The following is a 20,590-nucleotide window of genomic DNA, read 5'->3' on the forward strand; positions in this document are numbered from 1 at the left end:
TTTAGGACACTTCATGCTGAGCAAAACGCGTGTATCCCTCTATTGTTTAACACTTGGCATTCACTTGCCTCGCTTAGTGCTCGCGGATCCGAGTACGTCAACAACCGTTTCGCATAGTAGGCTTGAAGAGGTCACAGTGAGCGCGACGCGCAGCCCGCGTCGCGTTCACGATGTGTCCGCATCCGTTACCGTCATCGGCGCACAACAAATAGAGCAAGAGGGCGCGCGCGATATAAAAGATTTGTTCCGCAATGAGCTTGATGTCAGTGTGCGGGCAGCGCCAACGCGCTTTGGGCTAGGCGGTAACGCCAGCGGCCGTGCGGGTAACGAAGGGATCAATATTCGAGGCTTAGGGGGCAATCAGGTCCTCATGCTAGTTGATGGGATCCGGATCCCAAACGGTTTCAACTTTGGTGCCTTCGCAACAGGGCGGGGTGACTTTCTTGATATTGATGGGCTCAAATCTGTCGAAGTATTGCGTGGACCTGCTTCTACGCAATATGGCAGTGATGGCTTAGCCGGTGCCGTAAGCTTCCGTACACTCGACCCAAGCGACCTGCTTAAGACGAAAGCAGTGGCGGCCTTTTCGCGCATGAGCTATGCCAGTATCGATCACTCCGGTGCGGGGACGCTTGCCGTTGCAGGCGAACGGACGGCTTGGCAAGGTATGGTGCTAGCTAGTTATCGCTTGGGGCGTGAGACTGCAACCCACGGCATTGACGGTTCGGAAAATGCGATGCGTACTCAAGCCAATCCCGCAAATTATCGTAATCGTTACCTGTTAGGCAAAGCAGTTCATTCGCTCAGCGCAGCGCAGCAGCTCTCACTCACTGTAGAGTCACAATATCGTACGCAAGCGATTGAAGTCTATTCCGCGCGAGCTCTCCGACCTACCTCACCTCGAGCAACGCTAAATTTTGATACGCGTGATCAGATACAGCGCGATCGAGTATCGCTAGAGCATCGTTTCAGCGATATGAATGCATCTTGGATTCAAAGTGCAGAAACCAAGGTTTATTGGCAGGATGCTTTTGTGAATCAGTTCACTCAAGAGGAGCGCGTTCGAAGTGCAGTACGAACGCGCGACAACACCTACCGTACGCGCTTAGTTGGCCTTACCTCCCAGTTTGAAACTAATCTATCCGGTGTGGTTAGTCAGAAATTAACGTACGGCTTCGACTGGAGTCAGGCTCAGGTATCTGGCTTGCGCGACGGAACTTTACCTCCTTATGGGGAAGTCTTTCCGGTTAAACCCTTTCCGGATTCACGCTATACGCAAAGTGGGGTATTCGGTCAAAGTGAAATGGAGTTCGGAGCGTTAAGTGTCATTCCGGGTCTGCGCTTTGACTATTATCAGATCGCACCCTCGACGAACGCCTACAAAGGCAACTCTCCGCAAATATCGCAGGGACAAGCCGTTACGCCAAGACTGGGTGCGGTCTGGCGATGGCTACCGAATTTTTCTCCTTACGGACAGGTCGCACGCGGATTTCGAGCGCCCACTCCGGAGCAAGTCAATAACGGATTCAGCAATATTGCGGCTGGCTATACCAGTGTCGGAAATGCTGAACTTAAGCCCGAGTATGCAGACAGCATAGAGCTTGGTGTGCGGGGTTCAATGCAAGGCCTGCGCTACAGCATCGCGGGTTTTGACAATCGGTACAAAAACTTTATTAGTCAGCAACGTGTAGGCGGCATCGGTCGCCCTAGCAATCCCTACGTCTATCAGTATGTGAACCTAACGACTGCCAGAATCAGGGGGGTCGTGATAAGTACTGAATCCAAAATAGATGAACGCTGGAGCCTTCAGGCAGGTATTGCCTATCTAAAGGGAACAAGCGAAGTCAATGGACGCCAGCAACCCCTGGATAGTGTTGACCCGCTCAAGGCAGTCCTTGGCGTACGTTATGACGTAGGGCAGTGGGGTGCACGTGCAAACGTAACCTACAGCGCACCCAAATCAGCAGGCGACATCGCGGAGTCCGCCGAGAAGGCGTTTGCACCTGGAGCAAGTGCCGTACTCGATCTGGGATGGTTCTGGAAGCCCACCCGCGATCTCACGCTCAACGTAAATATCAACAACGCCTTGGATGCTAAGTATTGGCGTTGGTCCGATATGCGTGGACTAGAAGATACCAGTCCCGTCAAGGATGCGTACACCGCAGCAGGTCGCAATATCCAGCTTTCCTTACGCTATGACTATTAAAGAGATCCCCATGCACCTAACACAAGAGACGATTCAAAATTCTTATCAGACAATGCGCAGCCTTCATGGAATGCGTGTGCGTGATATTGCGAATCAGCTACACATTACCGAAGGTCAATTAATTGCGGCACATCTGGACGTCTCGGGTGGGGCAGCAGAGGCTACACAGTCTGGCGCAGCGAATGCACTGAGTGCAATACGCTTGAGCGAAGACTGGCCTTCGATTTTGCAGTCCCTTGAAGCCTTGGGTGTCGTGATGGCGTTGACGCGTAATCACGCTTGCGTACATGAAACTATTGGCATCTACAAAAATGCAAGCCATCGAAATAGCATCGGTATTATTCAAGGTGACAAGATTGAACTTCGCGCTTTTTATCGTACTTGGCGTTTTGGCTTTGCAGTAACTGAAAAGGGAGTTTCAGCTGCAGGTGCAACTGGCGGTGTGCAGCACAGCTTGCAGTTTTTTGATGAAGCAGGAATTGCAATTCATAAAATATTTTTACGTGCAGAGAGCGCTATCAAGCAGTTTTATCAACTGGTTGACCGGTTCCGGCATCCGGTGCAAAAGCCAAGTGAGTTTGCCCGAGCTCCTGCGCGACACGCCCCAAATTGCTGCGCCACTGAGCATGTGGATGTTCGTACGTTTCATCAAGCATGGCGCAATCTTAATGATACCCATGAATTTTTCGATTTACTAAAACGATTCTCAATCTCTCGTATCGCGGCCTTACGTCTAGCAGAAAGCGAATTCGCACAGTCATTAAGACCCGATCAAGTAGAGTCACTTTTGCTGCGCGCTTCTGAGCAGAAAATTCCTATTATGGTGTTCGTAGGAAATCAGGGGATGCTACAAATTCACTCAGGATTGGTGAATCGAGTGGTCCAGAGTCAAGCGTGGCTCAATGTCCTAGACGATTGTTTTAATTTACACCTGCTACTTGAAAGCGTACGGAGTCTTTGGTTGGTCAAGAAGCCAACCCAAAATGGCTATGTCACTTCGATTGAAGCCTTTGATTCCCAGGGTGAGCTAGTCGTCACATTTTTTGGAGAACGCGAGCTTGATAGTCCCGAGTTAGAAGTTTGGAGAGAACTGACCGAGTCTTTAGCGCTGGAGGCAGAAGCATGTCTGCACTGAGGCGTTCAAGCTCCCTATTCCTAGATCGACGGCAACTAATCCAAGCGACTTGTCTGAGCATTCTGTCGGGCTTTCCCGCAGTAGAGGCTGCGAACTTTCGTCCTAACGCTAAAAAGCGAGTGGTTTGCGTTGGAGGCGGCTTGACTGAAATCGTGTGTGCGTTGGGATGCGAGTCACACCTTGTCGGTGTGGATACTACATCGAGATTTCCTTTGAGCGTACGACGCCTGCCTAGCGTTGGCTATGCGCGTAGCCTTTCTTTAGAGGGCGTACTTGCGTTGGCTCCCCAGAACGTGATTGTCGGCCGTGATGCCGGCCCGGCATCGGTGTTAGCGCGTCTGCGCGAGGCGGGCGTCACCGTTTCGAGCGCGGACGATGGTTATACGGTCGAAGCGCTCCTTTTGCGGGTGACGAAACTCGGTCGTGTCCTAAAGTGCGAGGAGAAGGCTCAAGCGCTCACTGAACAACTATGGCGTGAGTGGACCGCTCTGATATCCATGATTCCTGTCGCTGAGTCTGGTATCCGAGTGATGTTCATTCTGGGGTTGGCACCGGGCCAAGTCATTGTGGCAGGGTCGGGTACTGGTGCGGATGTCATGCTGAAGTACGCAGGACTTCAAAATGCATTTTCTGATACGAATGGCTACCGTCCCATCACAACAGAGGCATTAATTGCTGCGCAGCCCGATTTGATTGTGTTGGCGCAGCCAGATTCCAGCACACAAGAGGTCGCTCGTAGTACGCGCGAGTCGATCAAACAGATTCAGGGCTTGTCTGCGACACCTGCTGCACAGCCTGCGCGTTGGCTGGTGTTTGACACGATGTTTCTGCTGAGCTTTGGTCCACGCATGCCAGACGCAATATTGACGCTGCATCGTACATCGCTAGAAGCGATGCGAGCATGAGGCGATACCCTGGCTGGCCAGAGCCACCTAACACCCTCGTTCTCGTGGGCGTGTTGTTTTTAATTACGCTGGTCGCAACCAAGTATGGTGCATTGCCGCTAGATCAATCGGCGTGGCTGTTTTGGCGTGAGGTGTCAGAGTCAGAAATCTTGGCAGTGGGCAGCCGGCACATTCTATGGGGTATCCGTTTGCCTCGGATACTGTTTGCGGGTGTGGTCGGGGCCAGTCTTGGCATTGGAGGGGCATTAACCCAGGCGTTGTTTCGGAATCCCTTAGCTGAACCGGGACTTTTGGGGATTTCCTCGGGTGCGGCGTGTGCGGCTGCCTTATCGATTGTTTTTCTCGGGCGGATCCCGGGTGCGGACACCTTTGCTTCACATTGGCTGCCTCTACCACTTATTGCATTTAGTGGAGCGATCCTTGTCTGCCTTTTTTTGAATGGAATTTCTCAGAGATGGATGACAGGTTCCATGGCGGGTCTTCTGTTAACAGGAATTGCAGTTAATGCACTTGCAGGAGCGGTGATCGGACTATGTGCGTATACGGCGACAGATATTCAGCTACGCACACTTACTTTTTGGACGCTGGGCTCACTGGCAAATGCCAGCTGGACGCTTGTCGCTGTTTCGAGTGGAATTCTTTTGGTTACCTGGATAGCTGCACGGCCACTTTTGCAAGGCTTGAATGCGCTGCTTCTTGGCGAAAACATCGCCAGACATGTAGGAGTTTGTTTGCCCAGTCTTCGATTACGGATTGTCTTGATGGTGGCAGGATTAGCAGGCTTTGCTGTGGCATTTTGTGGTGTGATCGGTTTTATAGGGTTAGTCGCGCCACACTTGGTGCGCATGACGGCTGGCGCTGATCTTCGAGTTGTTTTGCCTCGTGCTGCAATTGTTGGTGCTATTTTGCTAATTTGCGCTGACACGTTGGCCCGTACGATTGCTGCCCCTGCGGAAGTACCAGTCGGCATATTTACCGCTCTATTGGGCAGCTCATTTTTTTTGTGGCTGCTGGCTCGAGACAAAGGGCGAGCGGTATGACTGCTCAAACTGGAGTGCTTTTACGTCTGGACCAAGCTGAGGTGTGCATCGGATCGACGCGGTTTGGACCGTTCAGTTTTGATGTTTTGGCGGGAGAGCGCATCGCAATCCTCGGGCCAAGTGGCGCGGGAAAGTCATCCTTACTAAAAGTGATCTCGGGTGAGTATGCGACTGCAAATGGCAATCTTAGTTTAGGGGGAATGCCGGTAGAGTCCTTGAGGCCTGCTGCACTGAGTCGTGTGTTGGCGGTGTTGCCCCAGTCTTATCAGAATACCTTTGCAATGCCGGTTGAGTTAGTGATTGGACTTGGCAGATTAGGTAGGGTGGCAGGTGGAGACTCGAATCAAATTATTAGACAGTCTGCGACCTTGGCACGCGCAGAGCATTTGCTGCATAGAACAACAGCGGGCCTCTCCGGTGGGGAGCTTGCGCGAGTGCATCTCGCACGCGTGTTCGCACAGCTTTGGGATGTCTCTGGGGGACTCCTTCTTGTAGATGAGCCCCTCACTGCCTTGGATCCTGGTCTTGCGCTTGAGCTATTTGATCGACTGTCGAGCTTCACTCGATTGCGCGGGCATACCTTAATCGCCGTTTTGCATGATGTGCAGCTTGCTTTGCAAGAGTTTGATCGACTCATCCTAATTCGGCAAGGACAGTTATACGCAGACTGTCCTTCTTCGGTTGATGCGATACCGATATTAGAGCGTCTTTTTGAAGTGCGTTTTAGGAAACATCACGCTGACGATCTTCTGTTTATATGCGCAACCGCTACCCAAGGGCATTCATAATGTGCACGGACACTTGCTCTTTGCGGCGTTCTATTTTGCTAGCGAGCTTGATGCATCTTGGCGGGGTTGCAATCCTGATTGTTTTAGCGATGGTAGGTCAGTCACAAAGCACAGCCATGCCTCCTCAAGCGGAATCTGACAACATTCTGATGCTCTTTGCGAGCCCAGCGCAAGTCACTGAGAACGTTGTGGCTACACAGGTGGTTGCCCAAGCCATAGCGGTTGCCGAGACGCCGCCGGTGCGCTCCGAAGTCATCATCGCGAAGGAAATCGTGGCGCGTCCTTCTCCAGCCTCGGTCCCAGTGCAGGGCAAAGAGTTCAAGGAGGTGGTGCACACCGCGTACGAGTATGCGCGACCTCAGCATGACCTCAATCCAGTACCAGATTATCCGATCATGCTGCGTCAACGCGGTATTGAAGGTACGGTGTGGTTGCGGGTTTTGGTTGATCGGTCGGGGCTGCCCGAGCGAATTATCTTATTTAAAACGAGCGGCTATCGCTTGTTCGATGAGTCTGCATTGCGAGCCGTCGCGCGCTGGCGCTTTAAACCCGCGAGATCTCAAGGGACTACCATGGCAAGTTGGGTAGAGTTTCCTGTGCGTTTCACTTTGCAGGGATAGGGCCATTTGGCTGTTTGGCGGTTTCCAGTCGAATGCGAGCGATGCTTGGCTCGAGATCGTTCCAGGCTCCCTTGTCGGGTGCGAAGCGAGCGCGCATATACTGCACTAGGGACAGGATTTGATCGTCGTCGAGTTGGCCTGCGAAGGACGGCATGAAGCCGATCGCTTGGCTTGCGGGCTTACGGACACCCTCGAGAATCACTCTAATGACGTTATCCGGCTTATCGCTATGTAAGTTGGTGTTTAGCGCCAGCGGGATGTTTGCGCCGAGTAGTTTAGGGCCGTCGCCATCGTGATGACATGCAGCACAAGCCATCGTGAACATTCTTTGAGCAGGTCCGAGCAAGGTCGCACTTTGGGTTTGGGCCGCCACGACATAGTCTTGTGCCGCTTGGGTCGCTCGTGCGGAGGTGGCTGCTTCTTGGAAAGAGGCTAAATAATGGGCCATCGCTTTGATATCGCTATCTGGTACGGAGGCCAGTTGTTGCACAACCGGTGCCATGGGGCCTCCGGCACTACCGTGTTGGCCACTAAAACCCGTGCGTAGATAGTCATAGAACGATTGCTCCGTCCATCTGACGGGCGACTTGGATGCGGCGGTTAAGGCGGGGGCTTCCCAGCCTTTGATCCAGGCGCCGGATAAAAAGCCTTTACCTAGTTTTTCACCACCAAGCATGTCGCGCGGGGTGTGACATGCTGTGCAGTGTCCAACACCATTGACGAGGTAGGCGCCGCGGTTCCAAAGCTCGCCTTGATCGGCGAGTAAGGTCTGGGAGGTTGCGGGCTCGCTGTATAGCGCGTTCCATACGGCCATGAGTGGACGATAGGAAAACGGTGCTGAGAGTTCGGTTGAGGGATTCTTCTGTTCGACGGAGGGCTGCACCATCAAGTAGGCATAGACCGAGGTAATGTCCTCGTCGGTCATATTTTTAAATGAGGTGTAGGGGAAAGCGGGATACAGCAGATGTCCGTCCTGCGATACGCCATCGCGCATCGCGCGCCTAAAAGCGGGCAAGGACCAGGAGCCAATCCCAGTCGCTTTGTCTGGCGTTAAGTTTGTCGAATACACCGTGCCAAAGGGGGTTTGTATGCCTAAGCCGCCTGCATTGGGCTGGCCGCCCGGTGCCGTGTGACAGCTGACACAATTGCCTAGTGCAACTAGCTGACGACCCTTCTCGATGGTTTGTGCCGAATACAGGGCAGGGTTGAACTGCGTGATGGGCGCAATGGGTGCCGGGCTACGTAAGCCGATCCAGCCGAGTGACAGACCTGCGACACCGGCAAGCACTGCAGCCAGTCTTTTTGCAAAGGGTCTTCGCGTGGGCCACTGTGCGTTCGGATTTGCTGTGGGGGGCAACTGCCGTTGTATGGGTTGCTCAGCAGGGTAACCAGGTTGGGATGCAGGGGGTAGGGGATTCAGTGCCGCGCGGACCACTTCTGGCGTGAAAGGTGGTTGACGAAAGCGAATTCCGGTCGCATCAAAGATTGCATTGGCAATCGCTGCTGTACCTGGTACCGAGGATGACTCGCCGGCTCCCAGTGGTACCTCGTTTGGCCGAGGCATTTGCAAGACATCGATAACCGGGACCTGACGGAAATTCAGAATAGGATAAGAGCCCCATTCGCGTGTTGCCACGGTGTTATCTTGCTTGCGCACCGGAACGCTCTCATGCAGTGCGCGGCTCGTGGTTTGGACTACATTGCCGTGCACTTGATGCTCTACACCGGCGGGGTTGATTGTCATGCCGGCATCATGGCCCACGACGACGCGTTTGACATGGACCTCGCCGGTGCGACGGTTTACCTCGACATCGGCCACCCACGCTGCCCATGCTGCCCCAAATCCCGGCCACTTGCTGTGGATATAACGGGCATAGGCAACACCTTGACCACGTAAGATATCGCCCTGGGTATCTTGCTGTTGCGGCTCGGCATGCCGTATCCAGCCCGCTTTGTCGGTCGTTGCTTGCAAGAGCTCTCTTGCGCGCGGATCGTCTAAATAACGTAGGCGGAACTCGACTGGGTCAACGCCGGCTTGTGTGGCGAGCTCGTCAATATACGACTCGTGTGCGAAAGAGTTTGGCAGTGCGGATACGCCACGCAACCAGGAGGCGCGCAGGATCGGCGGCATGTCGTTGACAGTGACCCGTAGATTGCCGACTTGGTATGGCGGGCGGGCCGTGCGGTCACCCATTTCGTAGGTTTGGGCAAGCGGTTCAATCGTGCGTGTTAACAGCAGGGCAAGGGTAGGAGCACCGTTCGATGGGTATGAGGTTTGAAAGTCATAGGCGGCAAAGTCGCCCGCTGCGTCCAGCCCTCCGCGTACTTGCATCCATTGCGCCGCGCCTTTTGGTTCCCAAAGGTTTTCTTGTTCGCGCGTGAGCTGGACCCGCACGGGTGCACCGACAGCGCGCGACAGCAAAACCGCGTCAGCTGCGACATCGTCGGCACCGTTGCGTCCATAACAGCCAGAGGCCTCCATTCGGACGATTTCAATATCTAGGTCGGTAAGCCCTGTCAAGCGCGCAAGATCGGCCCGCAGTACATGTGGGTTTTGTGTGCCAGCCCATACTGTGAGCGTATAGGGTTCCGCATTCGACCAATCTGCGACCGCGCAAGATGGGCCGATTGACGCATGCATCTGATAAGGCCAGATGTAGGTGCGCGAGATCTCAGTGCCCCCATCCTCTAGCGCGGCATCGATGTTGCCTTCGTTGATAAGTTCGCGGGGCGTGGAAGGGTTCGCGCGTAGCGCATGCTCAAGGTTGCTCAGGTCAGGCAGACCAGGCCATTCCTTCCAGACAACACGCAGTTGGTTCGCCGCTTGCTCGGCAAGTTCTTCGCGCTCGGCAACAATGCCGATAAAGTCACGAATGACGACCACGGCTTTTATGCCAGGGATATGGGCAATCGAGGTCTCGTCAACAGACTCCAGAAGGTTGCCAACAAAATCACCATGGTCAGCACCTGCATACGGCGGTCTGACGACGCGTCCGTGCAGCATTCCGGGTACGCGCATGTCATGCACGAAGGTAAGCTGCCCTGTCGCTTTGCCTGGGATGTCAACGCGGGGAATCGGTTGACCGATCGTGTGATGCTCTTCTTGAGCCTTAAGTCTGACCGAAGGATCAAGTAACAAACGAATATTGGCCTCACCAACGAGCTCGCCGTAGGTCAGGCGCTGCGTGGGGTGGTCGACCTGCTCGTATAGGACTTCACCACGCTCAGTGTGCAGGGAGTCTTCATGCGTATTCCATCTGGCTGCCGCTGTTTGCAGCAACCAGCGTCGCGCTTGAGCGGCTGCTTGCCGCAAAGGGGGGCTATGAAGTTGTATGGAGCCGCTTGCGATCGTTGGACCTTGGTTCGGTGCGCGGCCAGTATCGCCAAGGATCACCTCAACTTGAGCCATTGAAACATCAAGTTCTTCTGCAACGATTTGACCGAACGCTGTACGTAGTCCGGTTCCAAGATCTACATGACCGTGGAGTGCAACGACTCGTCCATCAGACCATACCGAAAGCAATACCTCCTGACCCTCCGCAGGATTAGCAGGTACAGCGGCGGGCTGCCCTTTTGTTGGAGGAGGTGCCGGGAGTGGCTCTCGTACAACGAGCAGCACGCCGGACGCCTCGAGAAAGTCTTGACGCAGCCGCAGTACTTGGCTAGGTGCCATGCTTAGCCACCTGAGGATGTTTGGCCTCGCGCATCAGCTGCGCTGCACGCTGAACGGCACGGATAATCTCCACATGTGTGCCGCAACGGCAAAAATTCGAAGATAACTCTGAGCGAATTTCTTGCTCGCTGGGTGAGAGCGTCCGTGCCAAGAGAGATGCGGTCATCATGATCATTCCGTTGAGGCAGTAGCCACATTGTGCTGCCTGTTCGGCAATGAACGCTTGTTGAATGAGATGAGGCTTGGCAAGTGTTCCCAAGCCCTCTAGCGTTGTGATGGCTCGGCCTTGAACGCCATCGAGCGGGATCACGCAGGAGCGAGCTGCCTGCCCATCGACGAGCACCGTACAGGACCCACATTGACCAAGACCACAGCCATATTTAGGTCCATTGAGCCCAAGGTCGTTCCGTAAGAAATTGAGGAGAGGCGTATCTGGATCCAGCTGAGTTTCAACCGCCTGACCGTTAATGGTCAGATTCAGAGGCTTCGCGTTGATGTTCAGAGAAGGCATGTGCGCTTAAAGGCTCAAGTAAGCGCGTCGCACTGCTTCGTTTTCGTCGAGCTCGCGCATCGTGCCCGCAAAGCGGATTTGACCTTTTTCTAGGACATAGGCGCGGTCGCACACGAGATTCGCAAAGTGTAGATTCTGTTCGGATAACAAGATGCTGACTCCTTGCTGTTTAAGAGCCAAAATCATATGAACCATTTGCTCCACAATGACGGGAGCGATCCCCTCGGACGGTTCGTCGAGTAGGATCAAGTAGGGATTGCCCATCAGAGACCGCGCAACCGTCAGCATCTGTTGTTCGCCACCACTCATCCGTCCGCCTGGGCGGTGGGGCATCTCGCCAAGGTTCGGGAAAAGCTTGAAGAGCTTTTCTGGCGTCCAGTGTGGTGCCGCCTCACCGCTAGGCCAAAGACGCGTCGTTTGTCGCCCAACTTCAAGATTCTCTAGGACAGTGAGATCGGTAAAAATACGTCGATCCTCTGGTACAAAGCCAAGACCCATGCCAGCGATCTCGTGCGTCGAGCGTTGCGAAATGTCGCGCTCCATGAAGTGTAGCTGACCGCGCCGCTTATCTATCAATCCCATGATAGATTTCATTGTGGTGGATTTGCCTGCGCCGTTGCGTCCCATCAGCGCGACAACCTCACCACGCCCAACAGTCAAGTCTACGTCGTACAGAATTTTTGCTGCACCGTACCAAGCCTGCAATCCAGAGACGGCTAGAAGGGTCTGCTGACTCATTGTGAAACCTCTACTGCTTTAGAGGGGTTGAGCGCAAAGGTGCTGCCACCACCAAAATAGACCTCTTGTACGTTCCGGTCCTCACGGATAGAGTCGGGTGTGCCGTGCGCAATCAGTCGTCCACGGGCCAGCACGCTAATGCGATCGGCGTAGGCGAAGACGACATCCATGCTGTGCTCGGTGAAGAGCACAGCAATTCCGCGCTCAATCACTAGGCGCTTGGTCATCGCCATCATGTCGTTTCGTTCTTTGGGCGCCATACCGGCTGTCGGTTCGTCCATGAGTAACAGTTTTGGCTCATTCGCTAACGCGATCGCGAGCTCTACTCGCTTCACGTCGCTATAGGCTAGTTCGCTACAAGGACGATCCGCCTGCTCCTGCATGCCCACCTGGCTCAAAAGTTCGAGTGCTTTGTCTCGCGCGTGTGAGGAAGCGGGTTTAAAAAAGGAAAACAGCTGGTTGTCGTGAGATAACAAGGCCATCTGCACGTTTTCAATCACCGTCAGGGAGGAAAATGTCTCTGCGATCTGAAAGCATCGTCCCACGCCTAAACGCCAAATCGCACGTGGCGCCAGACCGATGAGTTCAGTGCCATTCATTTTGATCGAGCCTCGATCGGCCTTGAGTTGACCATTGACCATGTTGAAGGTGGTCGATTTACCTGCGCCGTTTGGTCCGATCAGGGCGAGCAGTTCACCGGCCTTTAAGTCAAAGTCAATACCATCGACCGCTTTCACGCCTCCGAAAGACTTTCCGAGTCCACGTACAGTGAGCAAGGTCATACGGCCTCCTTGCGCGCTGCTTTGATGCGCTCGGTAATTTGTGCGGCAAAACCAGCAATGCCTTGGGGAAAGAGTAAGACGAGCAAGAGAATGATGGCGCCTAGCATTGCGCGCCAGTACTCTGTGTTGCGTGCAACGGTGTCATGCAACCAGGTAAAGGTGAAGGCGCCAACGATCGGCCCTGCAAGGGTTTGAATCCCACCCAAGAGCACCATCACTAAACCATCAATTGAACGACTGACATGCAAGCTCTCAGGTGAAATGCTCCCCTTAGAGAAGGCAAATAACGCGCCTGCTAAACCTGCAAAGGTGCCTGCCACAATAAAGGCAACCCATTGTATTTTCTTTACATCGATCCCAATTGCATCGGCGCGAAGAGGGGAATCTCGACCCGCGCGCAGCGCATACCCAAACGGGGAGTAGAGAAGACGACGCATGACGTAGACTGAAATCACCACCAGTCCAAGCGTTAGGAAATAGTAATTTCTCTTGTCCTGTAACCACTGCGCCGGCCACACCCCAGTTAAGCCGTTACTGCCGCCGGTGAACGCATCCCACTGATAAACGATTGCCCAGGTAATTTGGGCGAAGGCGAGGGTCAACATGGCCAGATATACGCCCGAGAGTCGTACACAAAACCAGCCGTAAAGAAAAGCCCCAAGCGCAGCAACGGCAGGTGCGAGTATCAGACTAAGCTCCATCGGTACGCCGAGGTGTCGGATGAGCAGAGCTGCACCATACGCGCCCAAGCCAAAATAGGCGGCATGCCCAAACGAGTGAAGCCCTGCTGGCCCCATGATGAAGTGCAAGCTTGCTGCGAAGAGGACAGCGATTAAGAGGTCGATCAGCAGGACTGTGACATAAGGTGATTGCGCGGCAAGCCATGGCATGGCAATCAAAGTTAGAACGACCAAGACACCACCCAACTTGTAGGCGTTCGAGGCCGGACGCAATGGCAATTCGATTTCGGCGGCGTTTCGCGAGGCCGGCTGAGCACGTCCCATTAGTCCCCAGGGTCTGAAGACCAAAACGATTGCCATCACGAGAAACTCAACAACGAGTGTTAGCTTGGAGAAAGATATTTGTATTCCGGCGATCTCGACGAGTCCAAGCCAGATGCAAATCGCTTTGAGTTCCGCGATAAGTAGTGCAGCAACATAGGCACCGGGAATAGAGCCCATGCCACCAACAACGACCACCACGAACGCGGCACCAATCGTATGGAGATCCATCTCGAGGTTTGCAGGTTCGCGAGGAAGTTGAAGGGCGCCACCTAGTCCTGCCAGGAGTGCACCAAGTGCGAACACCGCCGTAAAAAGCCATGCTTGGTTGACGCCCAGCGCCGCGACCATCTCTCGGTCTTGTGTCGCCGCACGCACAAGGGTGCCCCAACGTGTACGGGTGAGTAATAGCCATAACAAGCCAAGCAAGACGGGTCCCACGACAATTAAAAACAGGTCGTAGGAGGGAAAGTTACGACTCAGAATTTCGACAGAGCCCTTGAGTCCTGGGGCACGAGGCCCGAGTAGTTCTTCAGGCCCCCAGATCCATAGCACAGCGTCTTTGATGACGAGCACCAAGGCAAAAGTGGCTAGAAGTTGGAATAGTTCGGGTGCGCGATAGATGCGACGCAACAGCGTGACTTCAATGACTGCGCCCAGCAGACCGACGGCCAAAGGGGCTAATAATAGAGCTGGCCAAAAACCAATACTCGCCGACAGTTTCTCAACGAGCGTGTATGCGATATAGATGCCCACCATAAAAAACGAGCCGTGGGCAAAGTTCACAATCCGGGTTACCCCGAAAATCAAGGATAGCCCCGCCGCCACAAGAAAAAGTGACGACGCGCCCGCTAGACCATTGAGCAGTTGAACAATCAAGCTTGAAAGGTCCATGCAGGCAGGGCTCCTTAATTAATTAATAAATGCATTAATCCGCAGGACGAAGCTTTTTTACTTCTTCTGCAGAAGGTAATACGGTTGCGCCATCGATGTAACGGAACGTGCCCATCACACCCTTCCCGTTCTCAAGTTTAGTACGACCCACATAGCCTCCCATCGTCGATTGGTGATCCTCAGGGCGGTAAGTGACGCTGCCAAAAGGTGACATGAGCGTCAAGCCACGGAAGGCCGTGATTAGCTTTTCAGTATCTGTACTTTGGGCTTTTTTAATCCCGGCGGCCAGAGACATGATGGCGCTATAACCGACAACGGAGCCAAGTCTTGGGTAGTCTTTGAACTTGGCCTCATAGGCATTCTTGAAGGCGTCATGTTCGGGTGTCTTGATTGCATACCAAGGGTATCCCGTTACTAACCAGCCTGTTGGGCTTTCGTCTTTGAGTGGATCCAGGTACTCTGGCTCTCCAGTCAGGAGACTCACAACCTCTCGACCTTTAAACAGCCCGCGCGTATTACCTTCGCGGACAAAACGTGAAAGGTCCGCTCCAAATAAGACGTTGAAGATCGCATCCGGTTTGGCATCTCCTAGAGCTTGCACCACGCTACCCGCATCTACTTTTCCCAATGGTGTTGCTTGCTCAGCCACAAATTCGATATCTGGTTGAGCAGCCTTCATCAGTGTTTTGAAGGTCGCCGCTGCAGATTGACCGTATTCATAATTTGGGTAAACGATTGCCCAGCGCTTCTTTTTCATGGCACTAGCTTCTGGCACTAACATCGCCACTTGCATGTGGGTGGAAGGGCGCAGACGGAACGTGTAGCGGTTACCGTTTTGCCAGACAATTTTGTCCGTTAACGGTTCGCTTGCAAGAAAGAAAACCTTTTTCTGCTTCGCAAAATCCGTGAGTGCTAAGCCAATATGTGACAGAAATGATCCAGTCAGGACATCGACTTTATCGCGTGAAATAAGTTCCTCGGCGACGCGCACTGCATCGCCTGGGTTTGCATTGTCATCACGCGTAATCAGTTGAACTTTCTTTCCATTTAATCCACCTGCTGCATTGATTTGATCAATCGCCAGCTCCATCCCCTTTTTGTAGGGCTCCAAGAAAGCGGGCTGCGCTTTATAGCTATTGATCTCCCCAATTTTGATGACGTCCTGTGCCGTGGCTGCGATAGACGCACCGAGCAGTGAGGCGCCTAAGAAAAATGACGCTGTGATGCGTTTGGTAAATATGCGACGCATGAAGTTCTCCTGGAAATTAAAACTGTTTTTATTAACGTAAGCCATCTTTACCCTCGATTTCACTAGCCTGCAGGCCGCCGATACGAGGCAAAGGGCGACCGCTATCCGTTACTGCGACTGCAACGACGATTTCTTTTGCACCTGGAGCATCTGTCACGCGTGCTTCAATTGCGTCAAAGTGACTGCGGACAAAGGCCGCATCTTTGTGGCCTAGCGGCACGTCAATCGCACAACCTGGTCCACCGCGTTTTTTACTTGAGGGAACGAGCGCCGCGCCTTGCTGCACAGCTTGACGCAGCGGAGCACCTAACTTAGGGTGCAGAATTGCCGCTGCGTGCTCGAGTTCGCCAGCCTCTCCGACTATTGCCGCTTTTCCATAGCTTTGAGCCTGCTCTGGCTTGATGCCTAGCGCTTGCACACACTTGTTGCCAAGAAGGGCGCCTAGCTCCTCTCCTATTTGAATCAACGCGTCTAGATTTTGGCTAAAGGTGCCGGCATAAGGATTTTCAATGACGGCAATGGCAAGTGCTCTGCGCGTAGGGGGCGAGACAACCTGACCCATTTCAAGATGGGTCTCATCGACCTGAACGATGAGTTTGCGAATCTTTGCGGCCATGCGGACTCCTGATTGATACGTAAAACGTTAGTGAATTTGATTGCGAACAATGTGGGGCGAAGCTGTGCTGACGATCCAGCCTTGACAGGTCAAGATGCAATCAGAGATTAAACCGCTTTGTTTCATTTGTAGAGCCTGCTGTAAACCCTGTTGCAAGGCATGCTGAATTGTGTCTGAAGCTAAAGGGGGAACATGCACAGTGACAAGTCGTTGCCCCAAGTCGGAGTTATCTTTGACTTCGTTGGCAGGTTGTCGCTCAACGGCGGGATGGTCGGTATCAACAGCATTCGCGATTACAGTTGCAGCAGCATCGGCCAAACTTGCGGTGGCGGCTAAAACGGTGACGCTATCGGCGATGCCGAGAGACAGGCTGCGACCTCGCCAACCGCTCGTGGCGACGCCGCGAACAGGCATTGCGTAATCGATGCTTAGTGTCCCATCCAAGGTAAGCCCTTGTTTAAGCGCGTGAGCATCAAACTTTGACAGGTCGGCAAACAAGCCAATGTCAACTTTTGTTCCAGGTGTTAAATACAGCGCAATGTCACCACCATTGTTTACCCAAGCCCGCGTGACACCGGGCTGCTGGTAGAACGTAATAAGTGCCTGTGCAACAGAGCCCGCCACGGCTGCCATCGGCGTAATAAAGTCGCTCGGGCAGCGTTGGCAGGCCTCCCACATTACTTGGGCGATTGGGCCTGTCACGGGGCAGGCAGATTGTTGCTTGACGGGTTGGCGTAGTGTCGGTAGTTCTTGAACGAGCTCAGTCAGGATTGTTGCGAAGCGTTCAGATGCAGCATGATGCGCGTCCGCCACTGCGGTCCGATCGCCTTCGGCATGCGCCACGATATCGATTGGACCGTGTTGAAAGTGTAGACGTCCGTCTTCCAGCACGACAGAGGTTGCATGTGACATGTTTGCTTAACCTAGCATTGGCGGCATGCCTAACGGCCACGGGGTATCCTCGCGTGGAGCTACCCATAATCTGTTCTGCGGCGCTCCGTCGTCATGCCAGGCACCTTCTCGTAGGACCTGATCCAGCCCTCGCACATAATCGACATGCCCACCCAGCTGTTTGAAATCATCCGCGCGCATGCTGAACTCAATCGGCGCAACGATCGCTGGGGTTGGAACGGTACCGAAACTATTGTCGGGCATACGCAGTACGTCGACCATCACAGTAATCCCGCCGCCTGGCCAGACATAGGCCGGGGCTCCACCGCAGGTGACATTGACGAGCGCCTGTTTGATCGCTCTGGTCAATAGAATCGGGTTGTTTGTTACCCCTGCACGCAGGCTACCTCCCGCACCACCCAAGAACAGCACGGATGCCAGCGACGGCTCACAGTTTTCACCTATGCGGTCGATGACAGTTTGAACTGCATCAGGCATCGCTTGCTCAATGGGGCGCAACTGCTCGTCTAGGACGTACCAGCAGGCATGTTCGCCGGTTGTCGAGGTCATCAGCAAGCGCAGGCCTGGCCAGGCGATATCGGGCTCCCAGCTTTCAATAATGCTCAAGGGATCAGCAATATCTGTCCCGCCCCAGCCCGTGCCAGGGTTGGCAACTTGAAAATAGCGCCCAGGTGTCGAGCGCCTGCCGCCAATGACAATTCCAGAGGCGCGCATACCCAAGCACTTACCTGCCTGGTGCTCGGTCAGCACACCAGTAATGTGGTCATCCACAACAACCACCTCGTCGGCGAGCTCGGAAAACTGCTGCGCAAAAATCCCAATCGCGGCTGAACCACACCCAACGCGCATGCGTCGCTCTTCTATGCCGTTGACGATCGGCGCTCGGCCCGCCTGCACGATCAGGTTTGATCCGCCTTCGATGTCGAGCTCAACAGCTTGTTTGTTGCCTAGCGTCTGCATCATCTCCATGGTGATGCGACCCTCTTTTTTACTTCCACCAGTTAGGTGATGTACGCCACCGAGCGAGAGCATTTGCGACCCGTACTCAGCAGTGGTGACATGACCAACGACTTCGCCCCGGCAGCGCACATTTGCCTGCTCAGGCCCGAGGTAGCGATCAGTGTCAATTTTGACCTTTAGGCTGCAGTAGCTGAAGATGCCTTCGGTGACAACGGTCACCATGTCAACACCATCTACTTGCGAGCCGACGATAAAAGGAGCTGGCTTGTAGTCGGGGTAAGTTGTGGAAGACCCGACACCCGAGACAAAAACTTGGTTGGCGTGCAGTAAGTCCTGGTCCCAGGCTTGCGCTTGCTCGGTTGTCCCCAGCTTTTGAGGGTCGACGAACGGGACTAGCGCTGGAGTTTCATTGTTTTGTAGGCTGCGGTTCAGCAAGACAACAGGATCCACCCGAATGAGCGTTCCATTTGCGTTTGCATACCGGTCGCAGGCGCCGGTCTTTCCCGGACTGATCTGGCATAACACCGGGCAAGCGTTACATTCGATCTTTGCTTTAGTCTGGTCTGTCATCCGAATCCACTAGCTTTTGTCAAAATTTCATGTTGCAATTACTACATTAATTAGTACCTTATTACATTTGTTGCCCTCTGGCAATGACTCTTATGATTCTGTCTCCAAACGGCTCGGCGCAAGACGACTCCCCTCGAAAGTTAGGGGTGCGTGAAAAAGCGGCCCTCGCAACGCGTGCGAGCTTGTTGCGAGCGGCCATTAAGATCTTTGCGCAATACGGGTTGGATGGCGGCAGCGTCGACAAAATTTCGAAGGCAGCCAAGTCGCACGATCGAATGATTTATTACTATTTTGGTAATAAGGAAGGCCTGTTCGTTGCGGTGATTGAGGAAATCTATAAGCGTTTTAACGTGGCGGAATCTAAGCTCAAGCTTGATTTACTCGATCCGTTGCGCTCGCTAGAGAAGATTGTTCAGTTTATTTTGCGCTACTACCGGGATCACCCAGAATTCGTCACGTTACTGAATATTGAAAACCTGCACAAAGGCAAGCACATTGGTAAGGCGAGCTTTCGGGACTATTCATCGACAGCCATTGGCGTGATTGATCAAGTGCTGACTACCGGCGCGCAGGCGGGAGTGTTTAGCAAACAGCTCAAAGCGCGTGATCTGTATATGATGATTGCTGCGCTTGGTTATTTTTATCAGTCGAACCGCTATACGCTCTCCGCGTTTTTAGGTGAAAACTTAGAGGCGCAGAGCGCGTTTGATCAGTGGGAAAACTTTGTTATCTCTACGGTGCTTAAAACGATTGCACCGGACTCCTCTAACTCCTGAAGGAAGACAAGTATGGCGCACGCCGTCGTTGAAGAAAAATCTGGAAAGGTCGTTATTAAAAATATCGGGTTACTGCTCTCCGGTGATTTAGATCGTCCGATTTTGGACGCCGACACGGTCGTTGTGCAAGACGGAATTATTACGGCGGTTGGTAAGGAAAAAGACTGCGATATCGCGCATGCAGACTTATTGATCGATGCCCAAAAGACCTGTTTGGCGCCAGGACTCATCGATAGCCATGTGCACCCCGTTTTTGGTGACTGGACGCCGCGGCAAAATCAGTTGGGATGGATTGAATCCACCATGAACGGTGGTGTGACCACCATGATTTCAGCAGGAGAGGTCCACCTGCCTGGACGTCCGAAGGATATCGTCGGTCTGAAGGCTTTGGCCATTACCGCGCAACGCGCTTTCGATAGTTTTAGACCAGGCGGCGTCAAAGTGCTGGCTGGTGCGCCAGTGATCGAAAAAGGGATGACCGAGCAAGACTTCAAAGACCTGGCAGATGCAGGTGTTAAGTTGCTAGGTGAGGTCGGTTTAGGTTCTGTGAAGGCTGGTGAAGAGGCCCAGAAGATGGTGGCCTGGGCGCGTAAACATGGCATACAGAGCACGATCCATACCGGCGGACCCTCGATTCCCGGATCGGGCCTGATTGATAAGGATGTAGTACTTGAGGCGGACGCTGACATTATCGGTCACATCAACGGGGGGCACACGTCCTTATCCGAGGCGCATGTCTGCGAGTTATGTGAGAAATCCACACGTGGAATTGAAATTGTTCACAATGGCAACGAAAAGGTAGCGATTGCTGCCGCGCAGCACGCGATTCAGCTAAAGTGCCCGCATCGTGTGATTCTCGGCACGGACGGACCTGCAGGGTCGGGTGTGCAGCCGCTGGGTATTTTGCGCATGATTGCCTTGCTGTCTAGTCTGGGCAATATCCCTCCTGAGCTTGTGTTTTGCTTTGCCACCGGAAATACTGCGCGCATGCGTAATCTGAACTGTGGCTTGATCGAGCCGGGTCGTGCAGCAGATTTTGTTTTCATGGACCGCGCCCAGCATACAGCCGGTCGTGATTTGCTCGACAGCGTGCGCTTAGGCGATATTCCCGGTATTGGTATGGTCATGATTGATGGTTTGGTCAGATGCCATCGCAGTCGCAATACGCCACCCGCAACAGAAGTGCCCGTGATCGTGAGGCAACACACCTAGAT

General features: G+C 53.6%; 17 protein-coding genes. 8 read left to right on the forward strand and 9 right to left on the reverse strand.

The window, feature by feature from the left end; translation table 11 throughout:
• Positions 1-13: 13 nt before the first annotated feature.
• From KZZ10_RS15290 to KZZ10_RS15315, 6 genes are read left to right on the forward strand one after another with little or no spacing between them, the layout of a single operon-like run.
• Positions 14-2,206: a TonB-dependent hemoglobin/transferrin/lactoferrin family receptor gene (locus KZZ10_RS15290; protein ID WP_259662404.1), complete on the forward strand. Its 2,193-nt coding sequence runs from the start codon at positions 14-16 to the stop codon at positions 2,204-2,206.
• 10 nt (positions 2,207-2,216) lie between these two features.
• Positions 2,217-3,341: a hemin-degrading factor gene (locus KZZ10_RS15295; protein WP_259662405.1), complete on the forward strand. Its 1,125-nt coding sequence runs from the start codon at positions 2,217-2,219 to the stop codon at positions 3,339-3,341.
• Positions 3,329-4,246 (forward strand): heme/hemin ABC transporter substrate-binding protein, encoded by a 918-nt coding sequence (locus tag KZZ10_RS15300; RefSeq protein ID WP_259662406.1) that lies wholly within the window; start codon positions 3,329-3,331, stop codon positions 4,244-4,246. The genes KZZ10_RS15295 and KZZ10_RS15300 overlap by 13 nt, the downstream gene beginning before the upstream one ends.
• Positions 4,243-5,286, forward strand: coding sequence for a FecCD family ABC transporter permease (locus KZZ10_RS15305; RefSeq protein WP_259662407.1), 1,044 nt, complete (start codon positions 4,243-4,245; stop codon positions 5,284-5,286). Before KZZ10_RS15300 ends, KZZ10_RS15305 begins: the two co-directional genes overlap by 4 nt.
• Positions 5,283-6,074: an ATP-binding cassette domain-containing protein gene (locus KZZ10_RS15310; protein ID WP_259662408.1), complete on the forward strand. Its 792-nt coding sequence runs from the start codon at positions 5,283-5,285 to the stop codon at positions 6,072-6,074. Before KZZ10_RS15305 ends, KZZ10_RS15310 begins: the two co-directional genes overlap by 4 nt.
• The gene (locus tag KZZ10_RS15315; protein WP_259662409.1) at positions 6,074-6,694 is read left to right on the forward strand and encodes an energy transducer TonB; all 621 of its coding nucleotides are present in this window, start codon (positions 6,074-6,076) and stop codon (positions 6,692-6,694) included. Before KZZ10_RS15310 ends, KZZ10_RS15315 begins: the two co-directional genes overlap by 1 nt.
• On the opposite strand, the gene KZZ10_RS15320 is transcribed toward KZZ10_RS15315, so the two are convergent.
• The 9 genes from KZZ10_RS15320 to KZZ10_RS15360 are packed head-to-tail and all read right to left on the reverse strand — an operon-like array spanning position 6,678 to position 18,600.
• Positions 6,678-10,367, reverse strand: coding sequence for a molybdopterin cofactor-binding domain-containing protein (locus KZZ10_RS15320; RefSeq protein ID WP_259662410.1), 3,690 nt, complete (start codon positions 10,365-10,367; stop codon positions 6,678-6,680). The two genes, KZZ10_RS15315 and KZZ10_RS15320, sit on opposite strands and share 17 nt — an antisense overlap.
• Positions 10,357-10,878: a (2Fe-2S)-binding protein gene (locus KZZ10_RS15325; RefSeq protein WP_259662411.1), complete on the reverse strand. Its 522-nt coding sequence runs from the start codon at positions 10,876-10,878 to the stop codon at positions 10,357-10,359. Before KZZ10_RS15325 ends, KZZ10_RS15320 begins: the two co-directional genes overlap by 11 nt.
• Positions 10,879-10,884: 6 nt before the next feature.
• Positions 10,885-11,616 (reverse strand): ABC transporter ATP-binding protein, encoded by a 732-nt coding sequence (locus KZZ10_RS15330; protein ID WP_259662412.1) that lies wholly within the window; start codon positions 11,614-11,616, stop codon positions 10,885-10,887.
• On the reverse strand, positions 11,613-12,398 hold the full coding sequence (locus KZZ10_RS15335; protein ID WP_259662413.1) for an ABC transporter ATP-binding protein: 786 nt from the start codon (positions 12,396-12,398) through the stop codon (positions 11,613-11,615). The genes KZZ10_RS15330 and KZZ10_RS15335 overlap by 4 nt, the downstream gene beginning before the upstream one ends.
• The gene (locus tag KZZ10_RS15340; protein WP_259662414.1) at positions 12,395-14,293 is read right to left on the reverse strand and encodes an ABC transporter permease; all 1,899 of its coding nucleotides are present in this window, start codon (positions 14,291-14,293) and stop codon (positions 12,395-12,397) included. The genes KZZ10_RS15335 and KZZ10_RS15340 overlap by 4 nt, the downstream gene beginning before the upstream one ends.
• Before the next feature lie 34 nt (positions 14,294-14,327).
• A complete protein-coding gene (locus KZZ10_RS15345; protein WP_259662415.1) occupies positions 14,328-15,542 on the reverse strand; it encodes an ABC transporter substrate-binding protein in 1,215 nt (404 codons plus the stop codon).
• A 31-nt stretch (positions 15,543-15,573) separates the two neighbouring features.
• Positions 15,574-16,158 carry an amino acid synthesis family protein gene (locus KZZ10_RS15350; protein WP_259662416.1) on the reverse strand — a complete coding sequence of 195 codons (585 nt, stop codon included), beginning with the start codon at positions 16,156-16,158 and terminating at the stop codon, positions 15,574-15,576.
• A gap of 27 nt (positions 16,159-16,185) precedes the next feature.
• Positions 16,186-17,070, reverse strand: a complete 885-nt coding sequence (locus tag KZZ10_RS15355) for a UPF0280 family protein (RefSeq protein ID WP_259662417.1) — start codon at positions 17,068-17,070, stop codon at positions 16,186-16,188.
• Between the two features lie 6 nt (positions 17,071-17,076).
• Positions 17,077-18,600, reverse strand: a complete 1,524-nt coding sequence (locus tag KZZ10_RS15360; RefSeq protein WP_259662418.1) for a 6-hydroxynicotinate reductase — start codon at positions 18,598-18,600, stop codon at positions 17,077-17,079.
• A 92-nt stretch (positions 18,601-18,692) separates the two neighbouring features.
• On the opposite strand from KZZ10_RS15360, the gene KZZ10_RS15365 reads away from it, so the two are divergent.
• Entirely contained in the window at positions 18,693-19,376 is a 684-nt protein-coding gene (locus KZZ10_RS15365) for a TetR/AcrR family transcriptional regulator (protein ID WP_259662419.1), read from the forward strand.
• Positions 19,377-19,388: 12 nt separating this feature from the next.
• Positions 19,389-20,588, forward strand: coding sequence for an amidohydrolase family protein (locus KZZ10_RS15370; protein ID WP_259662420.1), 1,200 nt, complete (start codon positions 19,389-19,391; stop codon positions 20,586-20,588).
• The last annotated feature ends 2 nt before the right edge of the window (positions 20,589-20,590 follow it).

The sequence above is a fragment of the Zwartia hollandica genome, from assembly GCF_019923725.1.
Classification (GTDB): Bacteria; Pseudomonadota; Gammaproteobacteria; order Burkholderiales; family Burkholderiaceae_B; genus Zwartia; species Zwartia hollandica.

Excerpts from the sequence above, each read along its gene's own strand:
- KZZ10_RS15305 (WP_259662407.1), top strand. The coding sequence starts at position 4,243 with ATGAGGCGATACCCTGGCTGGCCAGAGCCACCTAACACCCTCGTTCTC.
- KZZ10_RS15355 (WP_259662417.1), bottom strand. The coding sequence starts at position 17,070 with ATGTCACATGCAACCTCTGTCGTGCTGGAAGACGGACGTCTACACTTT.
- KZZ10_RS15340 (WP_259662414.1), bottom strand. The coding sequence starts at position 14,293 with ATGGACCTTTCAAGCTTGATTGTTCAACTGCTCAATGGTCTAGCGGGC.
- KZZ10_RS15350 (WP_259662416.1), bottom strand. The coding sequence starts at position 16,158 with ATGGCCGCAAAGATTCGCAAACTCATCGTTCAGGTCGATGAGACCCAT.
- KZZ10_RS15300 (WP_259662406.1), top strand. The coding sequence starts at position 3,329 with ATGTCTGCACTGAGGCGTTCAAGCTCCCTATTCCTAGATCGACGGCAA.
- KZZ10_RS15365 (WP_259662419.1), top strand. The coding sequence starts at position 18,693 with ATGATTCTGTCTCCAAACGGCTCGGCGCAAGACGACTCCCCTCGAAAG.
- KZZ10_RS15315 (WP_259662409.1), top strand. The coding sequence starts at position 6,074 with ATGTGCACGGACACTTGCTCTTTGCGGCGTTCTATTTTGCTAGCGAGC.
- KZZ10_RS15370 (WP_259662420.1), top strand. The coding sequence starts at position 19,389 with ATGGCGCACGCCGTCGTTGAAGAAAAATCTGGAAAGGTCGTTATTAAA.
- KZZ10_RS15345 (WP_259662415.1), bottom strand. The coding sequence starts at position 15,542 with ATGCGTCGCATATTTACCAAACGCATCACAGCGTCATTTTTCTTAGGC.
- KZZ10_RS15290 (WP_259662404.1), top strand. The coding sequence starts at position 14 with ATGCTGAGCAAAACGCGTGTATCCCTCTATTGTTTAACACTTGGCATT.
- KZZ10_RS15295 (WP_259662405.1), top strand. The coding sequence starts at position 2,217 with ATGCACCTAACACAAGAGACGATTCAAAATTCTTATCAGACAATGCGC.
- KZZ10_RS15360 (WP_259662418.1), bottom strand. The coding sequence starts at position 18,600 with ATGACAGACCAGACTAAAGCAAAGATCGAATGTAACGCTTGCCCGGTG.
- KZZ10_RS15310 (WP_259662408.1), top strand. The coding sequence starts at position 5,283 with ATGACTGCTCAAACTGGAGTGCTTTTACGTCTGGACCAAGCTGAGGTG.
- KZZ10_RS15320 (WP_259662410.1), bottom strand. The coding sequence starts at position 10,367 with ATGGCACCTAGCCAAGTACTGCGGCTGCGTCAAGACTTTCTCGAGGCG.
- KZZ10_RS15325 (WP_259662411.1), bottom strand. The coding sequence starts at position 10,878 with ATGCCTTCTCTGAACATCAACGCGAAGCCTCTGAATCTGACCATTAAC.
- KZZ10_RS15330 (WP_259662412.1), bottom strand. The coding sequence starts at position 11,616 with ATGAGTCAGCAGACCCTTCTAGCCGTCTCTGGATTGCAGGCTTGGTAC.
- KZZ10_RS15335 (WP_259662413.1), bottom strand. The coding sequence starts at position 12,398 with ATGACCTTGCTCACTGTACGTGGACTCGGAAAGTCTTTCGGAGGCGTG.